This is a genomic window from Bacteroidota bacterium (assembly GCA_018266835.1).
Lineage (GTDB): Bacteria > Bacteroidota > Ignavibacteria > Tepidaquicellales > Tepidaquicellaceae > JAFDZO01.
Map to the genome: position 1 here is coordinate 1 of JAFDZP010000003.1, position 19,362 is coordinate 19,362.

Below are 19,362 nucleotides of genomic sequence, written 5' to 3' on the forward strand. Positions count from 1 at the left end.
ACTTGTAACAGGCGTAGGAACACAGTTAACACTTACACCTGATAAATATGAGCTTGCACAGAATTATCCGAATCCGTTCAACCCGACAACAAAGATCAACTTCTCACTTCCAAAGCAGGGCTTTGTAAGCTTGAATATATTTGATGTAACGGGCAGAGAAGTTGCTAAGCTTGTTAATGAAGTTACAGAAGCAGGATATCATTCAGTTGATTTCAATGCATCAAACTTTGCAAGTGGTGTTTACTTCTACAGAATTGAAGCAGGAGAATTTACCGATACAAGAAGAATGATGCTTATTAAGTAAATCTCATAAATTTAGTATTATTTTTAGAGTACAGCCCGTTCGGATTATGAATCCGGACGGGCTTTTTGTTTTCACACTGAGTCTTTAAAATACTTCAAAACTTACTTAAATGAGGGGTTTTTTTAGGTTAAATTCTTTATATTTGCATGTATTCTTGTCTTAGCAGGCAGAATCTAAGTTTATAGGAAACTCACCCCCATGGACTGAAATCAACTGAAGATTTTTTTACCACCGAAATTACTGTTTAAAATTTATGATGAATTTACAGCCTGTAACTTTAAAAGGCGAAAGAGTAACACTTATTCCCCTCAGTATTGAACATTTAGACGGACTATATGATGCAATCATTCACGAAGATGTATGGGCATACAGATTAGAAAAAATTACTACTGAAGACGGACTTCGAAAGTTTATGCAAGTAGCTCTTGACGGAGAAAAAGAGAAAGAAATTTATGCATTCACAATTATTGATAACGAAACAGGTAAGATAATTGGAACAACCAGGTTTGCAGATATCTCGCCGGAAAATCATTTTCTGGAAATCGGCTGGACTTCTATTTCTCCCGAAGTAATGCGTTCAAAAGTAAATACTGAATGCAAATATCTGCTTCTTAAGCATTGCTTCGAAACACTTAAAACCGTAAGAGTTTGTTTTAAGACTTTATCAATTAATAAGCGCTCTCAAAATGCTATTCTTAGAATCGGAGCAAAGCATGAGGGAACTTTAAGATGGATAGGAAAAACTTCTGACGGTGAATTTGTAGATGTAGTCTATTTCAGTATAATACAACCGGAATGGGAAAGCGTAAAATCCCATCTGGAAAATTTACTTATAAAAAAATATTAACCCGAAAATTTAAACCACATAAGAAATGAAAACCGAACAATCAAAATGGACACCGGAAGGCGGCTGGGAACACTTAACGAATACTAAAATTAATGAAGGTGCTCAGTTATTATTATTATTTGGAAAAGGACAGCATCTAAAAGATGCATCATTAATAAACGATATTAAAAAAAGATACCCTCTGGCAAAAATTATTGGGTGCTCAACATCAGGTGAAATAGTAGGAACAAACGTAATAGATAACTCTATCATTGCTACTGCCGTTCAGTTCAAGTCTTCACATCTGGCAGAACATAGTTTGAAAATAGGTTCCACAGATGAAAGTTTTGATATAGGAAGAAAGTTAGTTGAAGGATTTAATCAGGGCGGTTTAAAACATATTTTTGTACTTTCAGATGGTTTGAATATTAACGGCTCAGAGTTAGTTGCAGGTATGCGTTCTGTTCTTCCTGAAGGCGTACAGGTCACAGGCGGATTAGCAGGTGACGGTGCAGACTTTAAAGAAACAGTTGTAATAAATAGCCATGGTACGGCAGAATCCAAAGTCATTAATGCAATTGCTTTATATGGTGAAGACCTTACAATTGGTTATGGTTCGTTTGGCGGATGGGATAGTTTTGGTATAGACCGTTTAGTTACAAAATCCAAAGCAAATGTACTTTATGAACTGGATAACTCCCCTGCTTTAGAATTATATAAATCATTCCTGGGTGACCAGGCTGAAGCACTTCCCGCATCAGGATTGTTATTCCCTTTAAGTATGAGAATGGAAACTGATTCGCAGCCGGTAGTAAGAACAATTTTAGCAGTCAATGAAGATGACCAAAGTCTAACATTTGCAGGTGATATTCCGGAAGGTTCGTATGTAAGATTAATGAAAGCCAATGTTGACAGATTAATCGATGGCGCAGTAACAGCTGCACATACAAGTCTGGAACCTTCAAAATCACATCCTGACCTTGCAATATTAATCAGCTGCGTTGGCAGAAAACTTGTATTAAAGCAGCTTGTTGAAGAAGAAGTTGAAGGTGTCAGAAATGTTGTCGGGAATGATACAGCCATTACGGGATTTTATTCTTACGGAGAAATTTCACCTTTCTCTAAAGATGCAAAATGCGAGCTTCATAATCAGACAATGACCATTACAACAATCAGCGAAAAATAAATAAGGACAATCGTAATTCTTAATGGATAAAAAACGACACAGGTTATTAGAAAGACAGATAAAAAAAGTTTTTTCTGAAGAGGATTTAGAGCATAAGAAACTAAATGATTTTATAGAATCTGTTAATGATGCATATCTCGGATTTGAAGATGACCATAAACAATCTGAAAGAACCTTAGAGCTCAGCCTTAACGAATTATTTAAGGCCAATAAACAGCTTAATGATTCTAAACTACTGCTGGAAAATACTGTTCAGGAAAGAACGCAGGAATTAGTAAAGGCATTAGAGAGAATCAAGGAAAGTGAGCACAGGTTTAGAAATCTTGTACAGAATTCTTCTGATATAATTACAATTCTCGATAAAGAAGGTATCATTAAATATGAAAGTCCTTCATTCTTCAGAATATTCGGATATAGTGAAAAGGAAATTTTGGGTAAAAGCGCTTTTCAATATATTCATCCTGACGACTTAGGAAAAGTTCAGGAACAATTTGTAAAACTTATTCAGAACCCTGAAGAGATTGTGTCTGTTGAGTTCAGATATAAAACTACAGAAGGCAATTATAAGACTCTTGAAGCTATTGGCAATAATCTTCTTGATAATGATAGTATTGCCGGAATTGTTGTCAACTCCAGGGACATAGAGGACAGAAAAAAAGCTGAGGCGGAAATTATTGAGAAGAGTCAGATTCTGAATGGAATACTTTCAAGTCTTCCTGTATTAATCTACAAAATAAATAAGGAAGGAAAATTTACTGAAGTAGCAGGTGCATCAAAATCTTTAGGATTAGATGACGCCAGCTTACTTGGAGTAGATGTTAAAGAACAGTTCCCCGGCATTCACGAGAATATTCCCAAGGCATTATCCGGAGAATATTTTTCGTTCGTACTTACAAGTTCAATGCGCGGAAGCACAAAATATTTTGAGAACTTTTTATTCGAAGATAAAAACTCAAAAGGTAATTTAATTGGTTTTGCTTTAGATATCACCGAGAATAAAAAAGCAGAGAAGAAGTTAAAAGAATACTCAAATGATTTAGAAAAAATCAATAAAGAACTGGACCAGTTCGCATATGTAGTATCCCATGATTTAAAAGCTCCGCTACGTGCTATTAATAATTTATCACAATGGATTGAAGAGGATTTAGAGGGAGTGCTAGAAGGAGAAACTGCTCAGAATTTTGAACTGCTTCGAGGAAGAGTGAACAGAATGGAAGCTCTTATAAACGGAATACTTGAATACTCCAGAGCAGGAAGAATGAAGTTTAATTCTCAATCCGTTGCTTTGAATTCTTTTATTGAAGAGATTGTTCAGAACTTAGCACCTGCTGATAATGTTAAAATTACGATTCAACCCGGTATGCCTTCCATCTCAACAGAGAAAGTTGCACTTGAACAAGTTTTCTCTAATCTGATCAGTAATGCTATAAAATATAATAATTCACCCGAGCCTGCTGTAAATATAACATATGAAGAACTGGATAAGCATTATAAATTTTGTGTGGAAGATAACGGCGAAGGAATTGCTCCCGAGTTTCATGATAAAATATTTGTAATATTTCAGACTTTACAATCACGCGATAAAATAGAAAGTACAGGTGTTGGACTTGCTATAGTGAAGAAAATAGTCGAAGATAAGAACGGAACTGTATGGGTAGATTCGGATAAAGGGAAAGGAACGAGATTTTATTTCACCTGGCATAAATAACAAATACCAAATAAAAAATTTAATTAAACTAATAATAAAATGCCTGAATCAATCATTAACATTTTCTTAGTAGAAGATGATGAAGTTGATATCATGAATGTGAAAAGAGCATTCAAAAAAAACAATATAACAAATCCTTTATACGTTGCAGGAAACGGAATAGAAGCGTTAAATATGCTGCGCGGAGAACATGGAGTAGAGAAAATTCCGAGACCAAGAATTATACTCCTTGATTTGAACATGCCTAAAATGGGCGGCATTGAATTTCTTAAGGAAATAAGACAGGATGATGAATTAAAAAACATCAGTGTATTTGTAATGACAACTTCAAACGAAGATAATGATAAAGTGGATGCTTACAGCCTGAACGTTGCAGGATACATATTGAAACCATTATCTATGGAAAGCTTTGTTGCTGCAGTTTCTACGCTGAAGAATTATTGGATGCTATGTGAGTATCCAAATTAATATTTATAAAACCCTATGAACCAGTTCAAACCATTAAATATTTTATTAATAGAGGACGATAAGGCTGATGCAACTGTATTCCGGCGGGCTATGAAAAAAACCTACCTCGATTTCAACATTGAGGTATGCACCGAGGGCGATAAGGTTGTTCCATTGCTCAAGACGCAGTCTTTTGATTTTATCTTTCTCGATTATCAGTTACCCGGGGCGGACGGGCTATCAATCCTTCAGCAAATCAAGCTGGAGTTTATGAATATACCTGTTGTAGTTATAACATCACAGGGAGATGAAAAAATAGCTGTTGATATGATGAAGAACGGAGCTTTTGATTACTTCCCAAAATCCTACATCACTTCCGAAAGGCTGATGCAGGTGCTGCATACAGGCTTAAAACTGCAATCAATAGAGGAAGAAAAAAACCAGGCAACAATCTCCCTTAAGGAAAATGAACGTCTGCTTGACTTGGTTTACAACTCGACCAATGTCGGCATGTCTTTGGTCGATGAGAATGGTATAATCCTTCGTGTTAATAATGCTTATTGCCATCTTTTCGGTTATAAAAAAGATGATATAGTAGGAAATGATTTTACGAATTACATTGCAGAAGAGAACAAAGAATCAGCAGTTAATAAGTTCAGAGACTTCATGGCAAAGGGGAATGAAAATACCTACGAACATGTAATTATGAACGATGAAAACGAACCTGTTAATCTTTTTGTTACAGAAAAGATTTTCACTGATGAGCATGGCAATAAGTTTATGATTGCAACGTTCACCGATATTACTTTAAAGAAACAGGACGAAGAACATAAGAGACTTATTGAATCTGTTATACTCAATTCCAACGAAGCAATCTCTCTGATGAAAGTTGTAAATAACGAAACTCAGGAATTGCAGACAATATTTATTAATGATGCATTTACAAAGCTTACAGGATACGAATCATTTGAAATATTAGGTCAGAAATATGCTGTGCTGTTCGGCGAGCGGACCGATAAAATCGAGCTGAACAAATTATATGATTCCATTTATCTCAAGCAAAAAGCAGAAGTTGAGATAATCTGCTATACAAAAAATCACAGTGAGTATTGGGTAAATCTAAACATCTCTCCTATCCCGGATGACTCAGGCAGAATAACTCACTGGGTATTTATACAAAGAGATATTACTGAGAAGAAGAAAATAGAAGAAAGCTTAAAGCGCTCAAAACTGGAAGCAGAAACAGCCGCAAGACAAAGAGCCGACTTCCTTTCTAATATGAGCCATGAAATCAGAACTCCTATGAATGCAATCATAGGCTTGACTGAATTAATGCTTCAGGAAACTAAAGATGAAAAATTCCTTGAGAACCTTCAGTCGGTAAAATTCTCTGCCGATAATCTTTTAGTTATTATAAACGAAATCTTAGACTACTCAAAGCTTGATGCAGGAAAAGTTAAAGTTGAAAACATCAGCTTCGATATCAAACAAATATTCAGAGAACTTGAAAAATCAATCGGACTTAAAGCTAAAGAGAAGAGTATTGAATTTACCTCTGAAGTAGATGCAAACTGCCCTCAATATTTAATTGGAGACCCTGTACGCATAAACCAAATTTTAATTAACCTTGCCGGTAATGCTATTAAGTTTACTCATAAAGGTAAAGTTGAAGTTAAGGCTGAATTAATAACCAAGTCTTCAAATGAAGTTAAACTTCTCTTCTCAGTAACTGATACAGGAATAGGAATACCTGATGACAAACTTCACCTGATATTCGAAAGCTTCATGCAGGCTTACACAGATACTGCAAGATTATTCGGCGGTACAGGACTTGGGCTAACTATCTCCAAGAAGCTCATAGAAATGCTCAAAGGTGAAATTAGAGTTGAGAGCAAAGTCGGTGTTGGTTCCAAATTCTATTTTGAGCTTTCTTTAGCAATTGATAAGAAGGAACACAAACCTGAAACAACTCAAGCTGCGAAGGAAACGAAAGACCTATCAGGAGTAAAAGTCCTAATTGCCGAAGATAACAGAATGAATCAGCTTGTTGCAAAACAGATATTCAAGAAATGGAATGTCGATCTGCAAATTGCAAATACAGGACTTGAAGCTGTTCAGCTTCTAAGTGAGAAACATTACGATGTTGTGCTTATGGATTTACAGATGCCTGAGATGAACGGTTACGAAGCCACTGAGTTTATTCGCGATAAATCTTCTGCCGTACTTGACCATAACATTCCAATCATTGCTTTGACTGCAGATGCATTCGGTGAAACTAAAGGCAAGGTGCTTGATATAGGTATGAACGATTTCCTTATGAAGCCGTTCAAACAAGAGGAACTTTATGAAAAGATTACAAAGTACTTAAATTAATTTGAATTAATAAAACAGGGATTTGCATCAATAAATCCCTGTTTACACTTCTTATAATCTCTTACGCTTCCTGCGTTTCCTTAGCTGATTTTAATATATAAGCAACTTTATTAGCAACTGTGTTTGCATCGTTGTTTTCTATATCAAGTCTTTCAATCATATGAACAAGCTTTCCGTCTTTCAGCATTGCCATTTGAGGCGATGATGGCGGATATCCTTCAAAATAATTTCTTGCTTCGTTCACTGCATCTTTTTCCATACCTGCAAAAACTGTTACAAGCCTATCCGGCATATAGTTATTTTCTTTTGCCCAGTCAATTGCTGCCGCAAGTCCGGGTCTTGCTTTACCTGCTGCGCAACCGCATACGGAGTTTACAAAGACGAAGGTAGTACCTTCTTTACTTAATTCGTTTTTTACTTCTTCGGGAGTATAAAGCTCAGTGAATCCTATTTCCTTTGCTTCATCTCTCATTGGTTGAACCATTATTGGATCGTACATAGTATATTATTCTTTTATTTAAACCTGTGTGTTATTTTTTAAGTATTTATCGAACCAGCGTCTTCTCATCACCGCTGTTTCTTTTTTCTGTTTTGTAAGATAGTGGTCACCGCCCTGTATCAATCTTAACTCAGTATAAACATTATTTTCTTTCAAAAGATTAAACATATCAACTGAATCCTGCGCGGCTACATGTGTATCTGCTTTGCCGTGAATTAAAAGCACTGCAACATTCTTCTTTATTTTGTCTGCAAAGTGAACCGGAGAACGTTCTATTTTTCTTTCTTCAAATACATGCGGATTATCTGTTCCGAACTGAACTTTAAACGCCTCAGAAAGATTGTTCTGCATTTTCTCGGTGCGAATTAAATCTGCAAGTCCTGAAATGACAACTGCGCATTTAATTCTATCAGTTAAAGTCAGCGCTTTAAAGGTCATCATTCCTCCCCTGCTCCAGCCTTCCATTCCGATATTTGTCGTATCGCAGTAATCAAGCTCTTCTGCAAGCGGAATCAAATTCATTACATCGTTAATATCTTTACCGCCGAACTCTTCGCCTATTCTGTATTCGCTTGCAAGGACTACATAGCCCCATGAAGCAATTTCACCGTACATTCCTCTTGCAAGGAATTCATCTATCAATCCGTTTTTAAGGTTTCCGCCTCTGTTCCAGATTATCAGAGGATATTTCTTTGTCGTATCGACTGGATGAGCAAGATAACCGTTTACTTCAAGACCATCTGACTCATATTTTATTCTGTAAACTTTAGTGGAATCTATTACTTCTTCGCCCCAGCCTTTTTTAATTAAGTTTAATTGGTCCGGCTGCAGCTCTATTTCTTTTTGGGATATAAACATTAAATATTTGCGCTCTCCTCGAGCTCAAAAAATCTATATTGAGCAACTTTTAAATCGAACGTCTGACCGTTTCTGTAAATTTTTTCATTCGGGGAAGGAAGAACGTTTTCAACTTTTACTGTGGCCCAGCATCCGCCATCGTAACTGATAACACTGGCATCGTATAGTTCAGTTCCTTTGTACTCAACTCTGTAGGTATGTCCCGTAACGAGATTTTCGTTAATAGGTTTTTTAAGATTGTGCTTCATTAATTAAATAAGATAGTTCAAAATGATATTACATCAGATTAGCCTTAAAGATACACAAATTAAATGATGTATTTAAGGTAATTTAGTTGTCAGCAACCGGTTGCCGGTTTTCGGTAAATAATTCGTTTTTTGGCGAATCGTATCTAACCTTCTGAATATTAAATGTTAATTTTTACTAATTAATTCCCGTTTTTAACGTAGTAAAAACTAACCAGTTCCATATTGTAACAGTATTATTCTACATATCTGACCACCCCCTTCCCCCTCCTTAGAAAAAGGAGGGGGTCTGCCATGCTCGTTCCCAAAATCCAAAGGTGGGAAGTAATTCAATTTTATAGTGAAATAGTCGGTTTTTATTATTCATTATTAATTACTAATTATTAATTATAAAAATTGGTCGGGAAATAGTCGGATTCTTTTAATTTCAGATTTCAGATTTCAGATTTAAAAAATGTCGGGTTTCTGTCGGGTTTTATGTTACATCCGATATTGTAAATTAATACAGCATTTTACTATTTAAAAAAATCTGGTTACATTATTCATTACTAATTAATAATTACACGAATTGGTCGGGTTTTATTATTCATTATTCTCTACTAATTGTTAATAATAAAAATTCGTTTGCAGAATTTTTTTTGAAATGACGGATTTTTGACGGATTTTCAAAATACAATTGTTGTTTTTTCAATACCGGGATATTTCGTAACTCATCAATAGCATTTTTCAAACTCTCAACAATATTAATAAATAATTAAAAATTATACGAATTTATATAGAAAGAATACAAATTGAAATCTATTCTTCCCTATTAGTAGGTATGAGGAAATTTATTTTTATGAGTAACTTCAAATGAGCTTAAACAGCTCATCTAAATTTTTGCTTGTTATCGGCTTGGATATAAAATCTTCTACATACTCATTTGCTTTTGCCCGTTCAATATCGCTGTAATTTACGCTTGATGTAAGAATATATACTTTGACTTCAGTTTCATTTTGTGAGAGTTTCGCATACTCTTCTAAAAACTCCCAGCCTGTCATAATCGGCATATTTATATCCAGTAGAATAATTATTTTCCCGTAACTTTTTTGGTCTAATGCATTGCTCAAAAATTTCATCCCTTCTACCGGCTCTGTATAGGCTAATATAAATGTATCATTTCTTCCTTCTTTCAAAATTTTTTTACTGATAAGTAATTTATTTATGGAGTTGCAAATCGAATCATCATCAACTAATAGAATAAGTTTATTTCCGGGGTTCATTTGGGCTATCCGTCTGTTTATATTTTAAGATTTTTTAAATTTAATTGTAAATGTAGTTCCTTTATCAACTTCACTTTCAACATATATTTCACCGTTCATTGATTCTACCTGACTCTTTACCATAAACAGCCCCATACCTTTTCCTTCTTTATGTAGATGGAATCTGTTGTAAAGTCCGAATATCTTTTCTTTATTCTTTAATAAATCTATACCGATTCCGTTATCTTCAAACTTCAGATAAATATAATCCGCATCCTCCGAGGAAGTGATTTTTATAAAAGAAGCTCCGTCGCTTTTATATTTTACACTGTTAGTCACAAGATTCTGGAATATACTGTAAATAAAACTTTTCACTGAATACATGGAACGTTTTGCCGCGAAATCTGAAATAATTTTTATTCCCGAATTCTGAATTGCGTGTTCCTCAATATTTTTTATTTCAGAGAGTATGGTTTCAAATACAACTTCTGACTTATCTTCCTCAAATCTCTTCTTAATACTTAAAATGTCATTCATATCTCTGATAACTTCATCAAGTCTTGATGAGGATTTTTTTATCAGCTGATTCATTTCAAGCCTTGATTCTTCATCCAGATTATTTTCTTCAAGGAGAGCGCTTATTCCAAGTATATTTGCAATCGGCGCGCGCAGATTGTGCGATACCATATAAGTAAATTGTTCGAGTGCGCTGTTCCTCTTAAGTAAATCGCTGAACATCTTATCACGCTCTTCCTGAACTTTTGTAAGTTCGGTTACATCCTGTGTTGAACCGATAATTTTCAAAGGCACGATATTTTTTTCATCATAAACAATATAAGCACGTTCGAATACATTGAATGTCTTTCCATCCTTTCTTACTAAACGATATCCGCCTTCCCAATACCTTTTTTTCTTTTCACTGGCCACCACTTCCGTAGATTCAACTTTGGCTAAATCCTCAGGATGTATATATTTCTCCCAGTCTTTAAATGACATTTTGTTTTCGGGGAATTCTTCGCCAAACATTTCTTTATATCCCCCGCCGAGAAGAATTTCGTAAGTTTTTAAATCCATTTCCCAAATAGTTTCATGAGTTGCCTTGGATAAATATTCATATCTTCTTGTTGCTTCTTCAAGCTTATTATAATAATTTTCAGTCTCAGTTATATCAACTATTGTACCGTTCACTAAGGTATGGCCGTTATCTAATCTTGTCGGAACTGCCATGGCGCGCACCCATTTTATCTCACCTGTTTTTTTGTTTACATATCTGAATTTTATATTCATATTAGTCAGATTTTTAACTGATTCCAGTCTTTTATTTACCACATCGGAGATATCTTCATAGTGAATTGAATCCAGCAGCTTGGTTTGGTCATTCATAACTTCTTCGACAGAAAAGCCCCAGTAATCATATGCGTTCCTGCTTGCATAATTCAGCTTTGCAACATAAGAGTTATCATACTCAGTCTGGAAAATAAACCCTTGCATTGATTCGCTTATTTCAGTAAGGAATTTTTCATTTTTCTTTAACTGCTCTTCATCATTTTTTCTTTGCGTAATATCCTGAGTAGTGCCATAAATTTTCAAAGGTTCTTTAGTAAATGTATCAAAAATTGTATATGACCTTTCATATACATGCGCAATCGTGTTGTCATTCCTGAAAATCCTGAAGTAATTTTCTCTGAACTGATTTTCTGTATCTGTCAGTGCTCTCTTAATACTTTCCTGAAGGTTATCTAAATCTTCAGGGTGTATTTTGCTCAACACAAATGAAAAGTTCACTTTATCATCAGGAAAAGAGTAACCGAACATTTTTTTATAATTTCCTCCCATTTCCAGTATATTAGTTTTTAAATCCCATTCCCAGATGGTTTCATTTGCAGCTTTCGATATATATTTATATCTTTCATTGGATTTTTCCAGCTCTAAATAATAATTTTCACTCTCTGTTATATCAAGAAAAACTCCGTTTAAAACTACACTTCCATTAGGTTTTCTTTCAGGATGGACTTTAGCCCTTACCCATTTTATTTCATTTGTCTTTTGATTTATGTATCTGAATTTATGATCAATTGATATTAGATTCTTGACTGCATTTTCAATATCGGCTTTTACTTCTTCAATATCTTCAGGGTGGATTGCTTTTAATCTTTTTGAAACATCATTTATTACTTCCAGAGAGGAAAATCCCCATAATTGTTCAAATCCGTCGCTTATAAATGTAACTTCAATTCTATTATCAGGATAATAAACTGTTTGTAATATACCTCCCGGTATGCTGTCACTAATTTCACGAATAAATTTTAGCTGCTCCTGTAATTCATTTTCAAAATTAATTCTTTCAGTAATATTATTTGGGATGACAATAATTGCTTTTTTTCCATTAAAAAAAATATTGCTGGCTTTTATTTCTACAAAAAATATTTCGCCTTTTTTATTCTTATGTCTCCAAGTTCCCCTGCTGATAATATCTTCGTCCACTGTTTTAATATCATTTACCACTGCCTTCCAATCCTCAGCCGGTCTTATATCTTTAAGAGTCAGATTCAAAAACTCTTCTCTGGAGTAACCGTACGTATTCAGAGCTGCTTCATTAACTTCTAAAAATTTATAAGTATCCGGGTCAAAGATAAACATAATTCCCGGATTTGTTTCAAAGAGACTTCTGTAAAAAGCTTCTGACTCTTTTATTTTAATCTCATTATTTTTTTCTTCAGTTATATCATGTTCAAAAGCAATAAAATGTGTAAGCTCTTTGTTTTTATTATAAATAGGAGTGATATTAAGTTTTATCCAATAAGGAGTTTTATCAGGTTTGTAATTAATCAATTCGACATCGACAGGTTTCCTTTCATTAATTTTTTTGCGTATAGAGCTTACAGTTTTTTTATCAGTATCAATACCTTGCAGAATATCAGGTCTCCTTCCTGCAAGTTTTTTAAATTTATATCCGCATATTTTCTCAAATGCCGGGTTTACCCATAAAATATTTTCATTTGCGTCAGTTATTATTACACCTTCAGTAATAGAAGAAGTAAGAATTTTAATATTACTTAAAAAATTTTCATCCGATATAACAGGAAACGGGGTTTTCATTATTAAAAATTTCTTAGAGGTTTAGTTCAATCAAAAAAATTATAAATAAAATTACAGATTATTCGAGTGTTAAAATATGATTTACATCAAGTTTTTATATTGCCTGCATAAGTATTTGTAGTCTCAATTTCTTCACTATACTTTTTTATTTATTTATGGAAATACAGAGTTTTATTAAGAATTATTTTATTGAAGCTAATTTCTTGTCTAACAATTTTCGAAAAAAATAAAAACAAAATTTAAAATACACCTACCCACTAATACGTATGTGTTTCACTTATCGAATAGAAGTTGTGTTAAAGCAAGAATTTGAATATATTTGTATAGTGATATGCGTGAAGTAAAATCTTTACGCTGATGTTTTAATCTGAATCTTGTTTAAACTGTCTCACTTCAAAAATATTCAGCTAAAGATTAAATTGTTTATAAATGTGTATGGGCTTGCACAATAAAAACAATTTTTCTGATTCAATGCTCCTCGATTATAAAGCTTATTATAAAAGCATAATCGAATTTTCCCGAAACTCTGTTTACACTGAAGACAATGACGGAGCCATCACTTCCTGGAATAAAGGGTCAGAAAAATTTTACGGTTACAAATCGAAAGAAATTTTAGGTAAAAACTCTTCACTGCTTCTACCTGAAGACAGTACCCTTGAAAATCTGGATATATCAAATAATATCAAATCAGGTAAGCCTGTTAATGATTATATTACCCAAAGAAAATCCAAGAGTGAATTAATCACTGCCCGAATATCCATCTCACCAATATTTAATGATAATAATGAAGTAATAGGTTCAGTTACTTTTTCCGAGTATGTAAATGCTTCCAGGCAAAATGCAGAAAGGAAAAATATAGAAGATGACCTTCTAAAAAGCATGAAGGAAACTTCTGATTACAAATATGCTCTTGATGAATCTTCTATTGTAGCTATCACTGACCAGCGCGGGATAATAAAACATGTCAACGATAATTTTTGTAAAATATCAAAATACTCCCGCGAAGAACTAATCGGTCAGGACCACAGAATAATAAATTCCTCTTTCCATTCTAAAAGTTTCATAAAAAATATCTGGACTACTATTGCTAACGGTAAAATATGGAAGGGTGAACTTAAAAATAAAGCAAAGGACGGAACTTACTATTGGGTAGATACAACTATTGTTCCTTTTCTTAATGAAGCCGGAAAGCCATACCAGTACATTGCTATACGAGCTGATATAACTGAAAGAAAAAAAATTGAAGATGATTTACAAAAAACCTTAAAGGAAATTTCGGATTATAAATATGCCCTGGATGAATCTTCAATAGTTGCAATAACAGATCAGCGGGGTATAATAAAGCACGCAAATGAAAATTTTTGCAGGATATCTCAATACAGCCGCGATGAACTCATAGGCCACGACCACAGAATAATCAATTCTTCATATCATCCGAAAGAATTTATCAAAAATTTATGGGGAACAATTGCAAACGGAAAAATATGGAGAGGTGAACTTAAAAATAAAACTAAGTACGGAAATTTTTACTGGGTAGATACAACTATTGTTCCGTTCCTGGATGAAAACGGAAAGCCGTATCAGTATGTTGCAATCCGTGCCGATATAACCTCACGGAAACAGGCTGAAGAGGAAATAAAAAAGCTCAACGAGGAACTTGAAGAAAGAGTGGCTCAGAGGACTCATCAGCTTGAAGTGCTCAACAATGAGCTGGAATCTTTTTCTTATTCAATCTCGCATGACCTGCGTGCTCCTCTAAGAGCGATTAACGGTTATTCATATATAATACAAAGTAAGTATGAAGAAAATTTTGATGAAGAAGGAAAAAGATTATTCAACAGGATAATAGTGAATACAAAAAAGATGGGGCTGCTAATTGATGACTTACTTTCTTTTTCACGTTTAGGAAGAAAGGAAATTCTGAAAATTCCATTCTCCATGCAAAGCCTTATTGAAAACATATTGGCGGAAATGAAACAGAGTGATAAAATTCCTGATTTGATGGTAACAGTGGATGTAAAGCAAAATGCTACCGCTGATATAACCATGATACGACAGGTCTGGGAAAACTTAATCAGCAATGCTATAAAATACTCATCCAAGAAGGAGAAGATACAAATTGTAATAGGTTCTCAGGCAGAAAACGATTTTGTAAAATATTTTATTACCGATAACGGAGTAGGATTTAATATGGACTATGCTGATAAGCTCTTCAATGTATTTCAGAGACTGCATAGTGAAGAAGAGTTTGAAGGCATTGGAGTCGGGCTGGCAATTGTAAAGAAAATCGTTACAAAGCATGGAGGCTCTGTATTTGCAGAGGGTAAAGAAAATGAAGGAGCAACATTCTATTTTACGCTCCCGGATGGAGTTTAAATTTTTTAAATGAGCTATAATAATGTAGAAATATTGCTTGTAGAAGATAATATAGATGATGCAGAGTTTGCACTTTCTTCTTTAAATGCAAATGAAACTAAATCGAAAATTTTTCATGTAAAAGACGGTGCAGAGGCTCTTGATTTTATATATGCGGAAGGAAAATATTCGGAAAGACAAAAAGATAAAATTTTGAAACTGATAATTCTTGACTTAAAAATTCCAAAAGTAAGCGGGCTTGAAGTTTTACGAAGGGTAAAATCAAACTCACTTACAAAAAGTATTCCTGTTATAATTCTTACATCTTCAAAAGAAGAGAGAGACATCGAAGAAGCTTATAAACTTGGAGCTAACAGTTACATTGTGAAACCCATTGAGTTTGATATATTGAATAATACAATTATTAAACTTGGTGAGTACTGGCTTCAGATAAATCAACCCGGCTGCGAATAAAATATGACAACTCCATTAAAAATATTAATAATTGAGGATTATGCCGAAGATGCAAATCTCATGAAATTCCATCTTGAGCACGGAGGAATAAATTTCATAGCAAAAATTATTGAAACAAAACAAGCTTTTGAAGAAGCTCTTGAAGATTTTAAGCCTGATGCCATTCTTTGTGACCACTCTCTTCCGCAGTTTGATTCAATTCTTGCTTTGAAAACTCTTAAGAATAAAAATGCTCATATCCCTTTCATTCTTGTAACAGGTTCAGTCTCTGAAGAGTTTGCAGTTCAGATGATACATGCAGGTGCACATGATTACATAATAAAAGATAGAATGACACGGCTTCCTTCAGCTCTTTTAAATGCGATTGAAAAATGCCGGATTGAAAATGAAAGAAGAAGTTTTTTTGAAAAAATACTTGCTGAAAAAGAATTATTAAAGAAAGCAGAAAAAATTGCTCACTTCGGAATTTGGGAAAACGATATTCTGAATGGTGAGACAAGATGGTCTGATGAAACTTTCAGAATACTCGGGTATGAAGTCGGAGAAGTTGAACCTTCCGGAGAAAACTTTTTTGCAAAAGTTCATGCCGATGACAGTATACGAGTGGAAAATATAGTAAGGAGCGCTTTAATTTCGGGCGGTACAGGTACAATGGAATTCAGAGTAATTGGCAAAGATAAAGAAATGAGGGTAATCAAAAGTGAATTTGTTGTTGAACGCGATAAAAATAATCAGAACGAAAGACTAATAGGATTTAATATTGATATTTCCGAACAAAAAAAAGCTGAAGCTGCTTTATTTGAAAGTTTAAAGGAAATATCAGATTATAAATACGCGATTGACCAGTCATCTATTGTCGCAATCACTGACCAAAAAGGAATTATAAAACATGCTAATGATAATTTCTGCCGGATATCCAAATACGAGAGATACGAACTCATTGGAAAGGACCACAGAATAATCAACTCAGGCCACCACCCGAAAGAATATATAAGAGAAATGTGGGTTACCATTGCTAACGGCAAAGTCTGGCATGGAGAATTCAAAAACAAAGCTAAGGACGGCACTTTCTATTGGGTAGATACTACAATAATTCCATTCCTAAACAATGAACTTAAACCATATCAATATTTAGCAATTCGTAAAGATATAACAGCCCGCAAGCTGGCGGAAGAAAACCTGATTAGAAGTGAAAAAAGATTCAGGCAATTTTTTGAAACTGCACCTGAATCTATTTTTATTTTAGATATAGAGAATTTTTCTTTTAGAGATTTTAATAATAATGCGCTACAGTTGCTGAAATATAGCCGGGAAGAATTAATGAAAATGTCTCCGCTGGATATAAGTCCAAAAGTTCAACCTAACGGAGAGAAATCGGAAGAAATTATTCCAGCGGTTATTGAACGAACTTTGAAAGGAGAAAACCCGATTATAGAATGGATAGTAATTGACTCCGAAGGAAAAGAAATTGTGTGTGAAGTAAGACCAAGTATGCTCTCGGATTTTGATACAAAGCAGCTGCGTGTAAGTGTAATTGATATTACAAGAAGGAAAAAAGCTGAAGCAGAGATAATGCAAAATGAAAAAAAATTCAGGCAATTTTTTGAAACTGCTCCCGAGGCAATTTTAATTCTTGATTTAGAAAAAAATGCATTTGTAGATTTTAATGAAAATGCTTTGAAGCTTCTAAAATACAGCTATGACGGATTGATGAATAAATCTCCCATGATGGTAACAGCCCCTGTACAGCCTGAAGGAATTACAGCAGAAGAAAAATTCAATAAGAATATCAGCCGGATTTTGAAAGGAGAAAAACTTATAACAGAATGGCTGGTAATTGATTCTGAAGGAAAAGAAATTTTCACAGAGATACGTTCAAGCATACTCTCTGATTACGATAAAAATCTTATGAGGCTTAGTGTAATTGATATAACTGACAGGAAAAATGCTGAAGCAGAGAGGAATAAAATTACAGCAGACCTATTTAAAAGAAATAAAGACCTTGAGCAGTTCACATATATTGTTTCCCACAATCTGAGAGCACCTGTAGCTAACATAATAGGATTTAACGAAGAGCTTAATTCGGACGATTACTCTCCCGAAGAAAGACAAAGTTTTCTTAATCAGCTTTCATCTGCAGTAAATCGTCTGGATGAAGTAATCATAGATCTTAACAATATACTTCAGGTAAATAACACTGTAAAAGAAATTCATGAAGAAGTATTTTTTTCCCAGATAGTTTACAATGTGAAAACTATACTCCATAAGCTGCTTGATGATAAAACGGTTGAAATTAAAACATCCTTTAATCTTGCACCGAGCATAATGACTTTTAAAAGTTACATGCACAGTATTTTTTACAACTTGATTTCAAACAGTATAAAATATAGAAAACCCGGTACTGATTTAGTTATACATATCTCCAGTGAAAAAAAGGATGATAAAATATATTTAACTTTTAAAGATAACGGAAGCGGAATTGACCTGCAAAAAAAAGGAGAGCACATTTTTGGATTATACAAACGGTTCCATTCAGGAATAGAAGGAAAAGGAATGGGACTATTTATGGTAAAAACTCAGGTGGAAAGCCTTGGCGGAAACATTTCAATAGAGAGTACGCCAAATACCGGAGCTGAATTTAAAATTGAAATACCTGTAAACACTAACTCTTAAACACCCATAATGGATAGCAACTTAAATTTTATTCTTGTAGATGATGATGGTATAAACAACACTCTTTGCAGGGCAGTGATAACTAAAGTATTTGAAGGTGCAAATGTAAAAGCATTTCAAATTCCCGAAGAGGCATTAGCTTATATTCAGGATAATTATGCTTCAAAAGAAGATTTCTTTACTACGCTTTTTCTTGATATAAATATGCCGAGTATGACGGGCTGGGAATTTATTGAAGAATTTAATAAATTTCCAGATAAGATAAAGAAACAATTTACAATTTATATGCTGTCATCTTCTGTAGATAATAAAGATATGGAACGTGCGGGGAAAAATAATCTTATAAAATGTTATATCTCAAAGCCGCTAAAGAGAGAAACTCTCAAAGTTTTGCTGCTTGGTGAGGGGTAGGATATAAATTCACCGGAGCGCACTCCCTGCCCTCCCTTGGGCTGTGGCAGGGGGTGAGATTCGCGTATTATTTAAGTTTTAAAATTTTACCTATTTCTTTCTTGTAAACGAAAATTCATGTCTTACAAAGTAAGATTCAGCATCACTATACTTCACTTCTTTTTTTATAAAGAAAGAATCATTGTGAATTTCAAATGTCTGCTTTATAGTACACGGCTTATTATTATCCATTCCATCCTTTTCAAGCTCAAAAACAGTGATGTCGTTGTTATCAAACTGAGTATAGAAATTTGTTATTTTATAGTTTGTACTATCATAGAAGAAAGTTTTCTCATCTATTATTGTCCATGCATCCTCCCCTGTCACAGTTCTTCCCTTTCCTTCATCAAAAATAAATTTTACTGAAAGATATTTATCGCTGCCGGATTTATTATAAACTGCTTCGCAAACTGTTGGTAGTTTTGTTTTAGATTTGTTATCTCCGTAATCAAGATATTCCAAAGAACCTATCCAGTTACCATTCAAAGATGCAAGTCTTTCCAGCATTTTTTCCTGTTTTGGCTGGGAAAAAATTTCGTTGGCACAGATTAATACAAAACAAAAGAGGAAAAGAGTAAGAAGTTTTTTCATTTGGGGCTATGATTTTAAATTATTAATACTTCC

The 19,362-nt window shown here is 34.0% G+C and carries 16 protein-coding genes; 10 read left to right on the plus strand and 6 right to left on the minus strand.

Annotated features, from left to right (window positions below):
• The 6 genes from JST55_09410 to JST55_09435 form a co-directional block, all read left to right on the plus strand.
• Positions 1–304, plus strand: a 304-nt coding sequence (locus JST55_09410; protein ID MBS1493718.1) for a T9SS type A sorting domain-containing protein, incomplete at its 5' end; no start/stop codon positions are given.
• Positions 305–557: 253 nt separating this feature from the next.
• Positions 558–1,151, plus strand: a complete 594-nt coding sequence (locus JST55_09415) for a GNAT family N-acetyltransferase (GenBank protein ID MBS1493719.1) — start codon at positions 558–560, stop codon at positions 1,149–1,151.
• Between the two features lie 25 nt (positions 1,152–1,176).
• Positions 1,177–2,316 carry an FIST C-terminal domain-containing protein gene (locus tag JST55_09420; protein MBS1493720.1) on the plus strand — a complete coding sequence of 380 codons (1,140 nt, stop codon included), beginning with the start codon at positions 1,177–1,179 and terminating at the stop codon, positions 2,314–2,316.
• A gap of 22 nt (positions 2,317–2,338) precedes the next feature.
• Positions 2,339–4,024, plus strand: coding sequence for a PAS domain S-box protein (locus JST55_09425; GenBank protein MBS1493721.1), 1,686 nt, complete (start codon positions 2,339–2,341; stop codon positions 4,022–4,024).
• 39 nt (positions 4,025–4,063) lie between these two features.
• Positions 4,064–4,492: a response regulator gene (locus tag JST55_09430; GenBank protein MBS1493722.1), complete on the plus strand. Its 429-nt coding sequence runs from the start codon at positions 4,064–4,066 to the stop codon at positions 4,490–4,492.
• A 15-nt stretch (positions 4,493–4,507) separates the two neighbouring features.
• Positions 4,508–6,844: a response regulator gene (locus tag JST55_09435; GenBank protein MBS1493723.1), complete on the plus strand. Its 2,337-nt coding sequence runs from the start codon at positions 4,508–4,510 to the stop codon at positions 6,842–6,844.
• Positions 6,845–6,905: 61 nt separating this feature from the next.
• Here JST55_09435 and JST55_09440 read toward each other — a convergent pair whose 3' ends face one another.
• The 5 genes from JST55_09440 to JST55_09460 all read right to left on the minus strand — a co-directional run bounded on the left by JST55_09440 (position 6,906) and on the right by JST55_09460 (position 12,786).
• Positions 6,906–7,343 carry a BrxA/BrxB family bacilliredoxin gene (locus tag JST55_09440; GenBank protein ID MBS1493724.1) on the minus strand — a complete coding sequence of 146 codons (438 nt, stop codon included), beginning with the start codon at positions 7,341–7,343 and terminating at the stop codon, positions 6,906–6,908.
• Between the two features lie 18 nt (positions 7,344–7,361).
• Complete coding sequence (locus JST55_09445) at positions 7,362–8,201, minus strand: S9 family peptidase (protein MBS1493725.1); 840 nt, start codon at positions 8,199–8,201, stop codon at positions 7,362–7,364.
• Positions 8,201–8,449 carry a hypothetical protein gene (locus tag JST55_09450; protein ID MBS1493726.1) on the minus strand — a complete coding sequence of 83 codons (249 nt, stop codon included), beginning with the start codon at positions 8,447–8,449 and terminating at the stop codon, positions 8,201–8,203. Before JST55_09450 ends, JST55_09445 begins: the two co-directional genes overlap by 1 nt.
• Positions 8,450–9,294: 845 nt before the next feature.
• Complete coding sequence (locus tag JST55_09455) at positions 9,295–9,708, minus strand: response regulator (protein ID MBS1493727.1); 414 nt, start codon at positions 9,706–9,708, stop codon at positions 9,295–9,297.
• Between the two features lie 24 nt (positions 9,709–9,732).
• Positions 9,733–12,786, minus strand: coding sequence for a PAS domain S-box protein (locus JST55_09460; GenBank protein MBS1493728.1), 3,054 nt, complete (start codon positions 12,784–12,786; stop codon positions 9,733–9,735).
• Positions 12,787–13,257: 471 nt separating this feature from the next.
• On the opposite strand from JST55_09460, the gene JST55_09465 reads away from it, so the two are divergent.
• Genes JST55_09465 through JST55_09480 form a run of 4 tightly spaced genes read left to right on the plus strand, consistent with a single transcriptional unit; the run spans position 13,258 to position 18,699 of the window.
• A complete protein-coding gene (locus tag JST55_09465) occupies positions 13,258–15,162 on the plus strand; it encodes a PAS domain S-box protein (protein MBS1493729.1) in 1,905 nt (634 codons plus the stop codon).
• 9 nt (positions 15,163–15,171) lie between these two features.
• Positions 15,172–15,615, plus strand: coding sequence for a response regulator (locus JST55_09470; GenBank protein ID MBS1493730.1), 444 nt, complete (start codon positions 15,172–15,174; stop codon positions 15,613–15,615).
• A 3-nt stretch (positions 15,616–15,618) separates the two neighbouring features.
• Positions 15,619–18,288: a PAS domain S-box protein gene (locus JST55_09475; protein MBS1493731.1), complete on the plus strand. Its 2,670-nt coding sequence runs from the start codon at positions 15,619–15,621 to the stop codon at positions 18,286–18,288.
• A gap of 9 nt (positions 18,289–18,297) precedes the next feature.
• Positions 18,298–18,699: a response regulator gene (locus JST55_09480; GenBank protein MBS1493732.1), complete on the plus strand. Its 402-nt coding sequence runs from the start codon at positions 18,298–18,300 to the stop codon at positions 18,697–18,699.
• A 90-nt stretch (positions 18,700–18,789) separates the two neighbouring features.
• Here the strand turns inward: JST55_09480 and JST55_09485 are convergent, their stop codons facing one another.
• Positions 18,790–19,329, minus strand: a complete 540-nt coding sequence (locus tag JST55_09485) for a hypothetical protein (GenBank protein MBS1493733.1) — start codon at positions 19,327–19,329, stop codon at positions 18,790–18,792.
• Positions 19,330–19,362 lie beyond the last annotated feature (33 nt).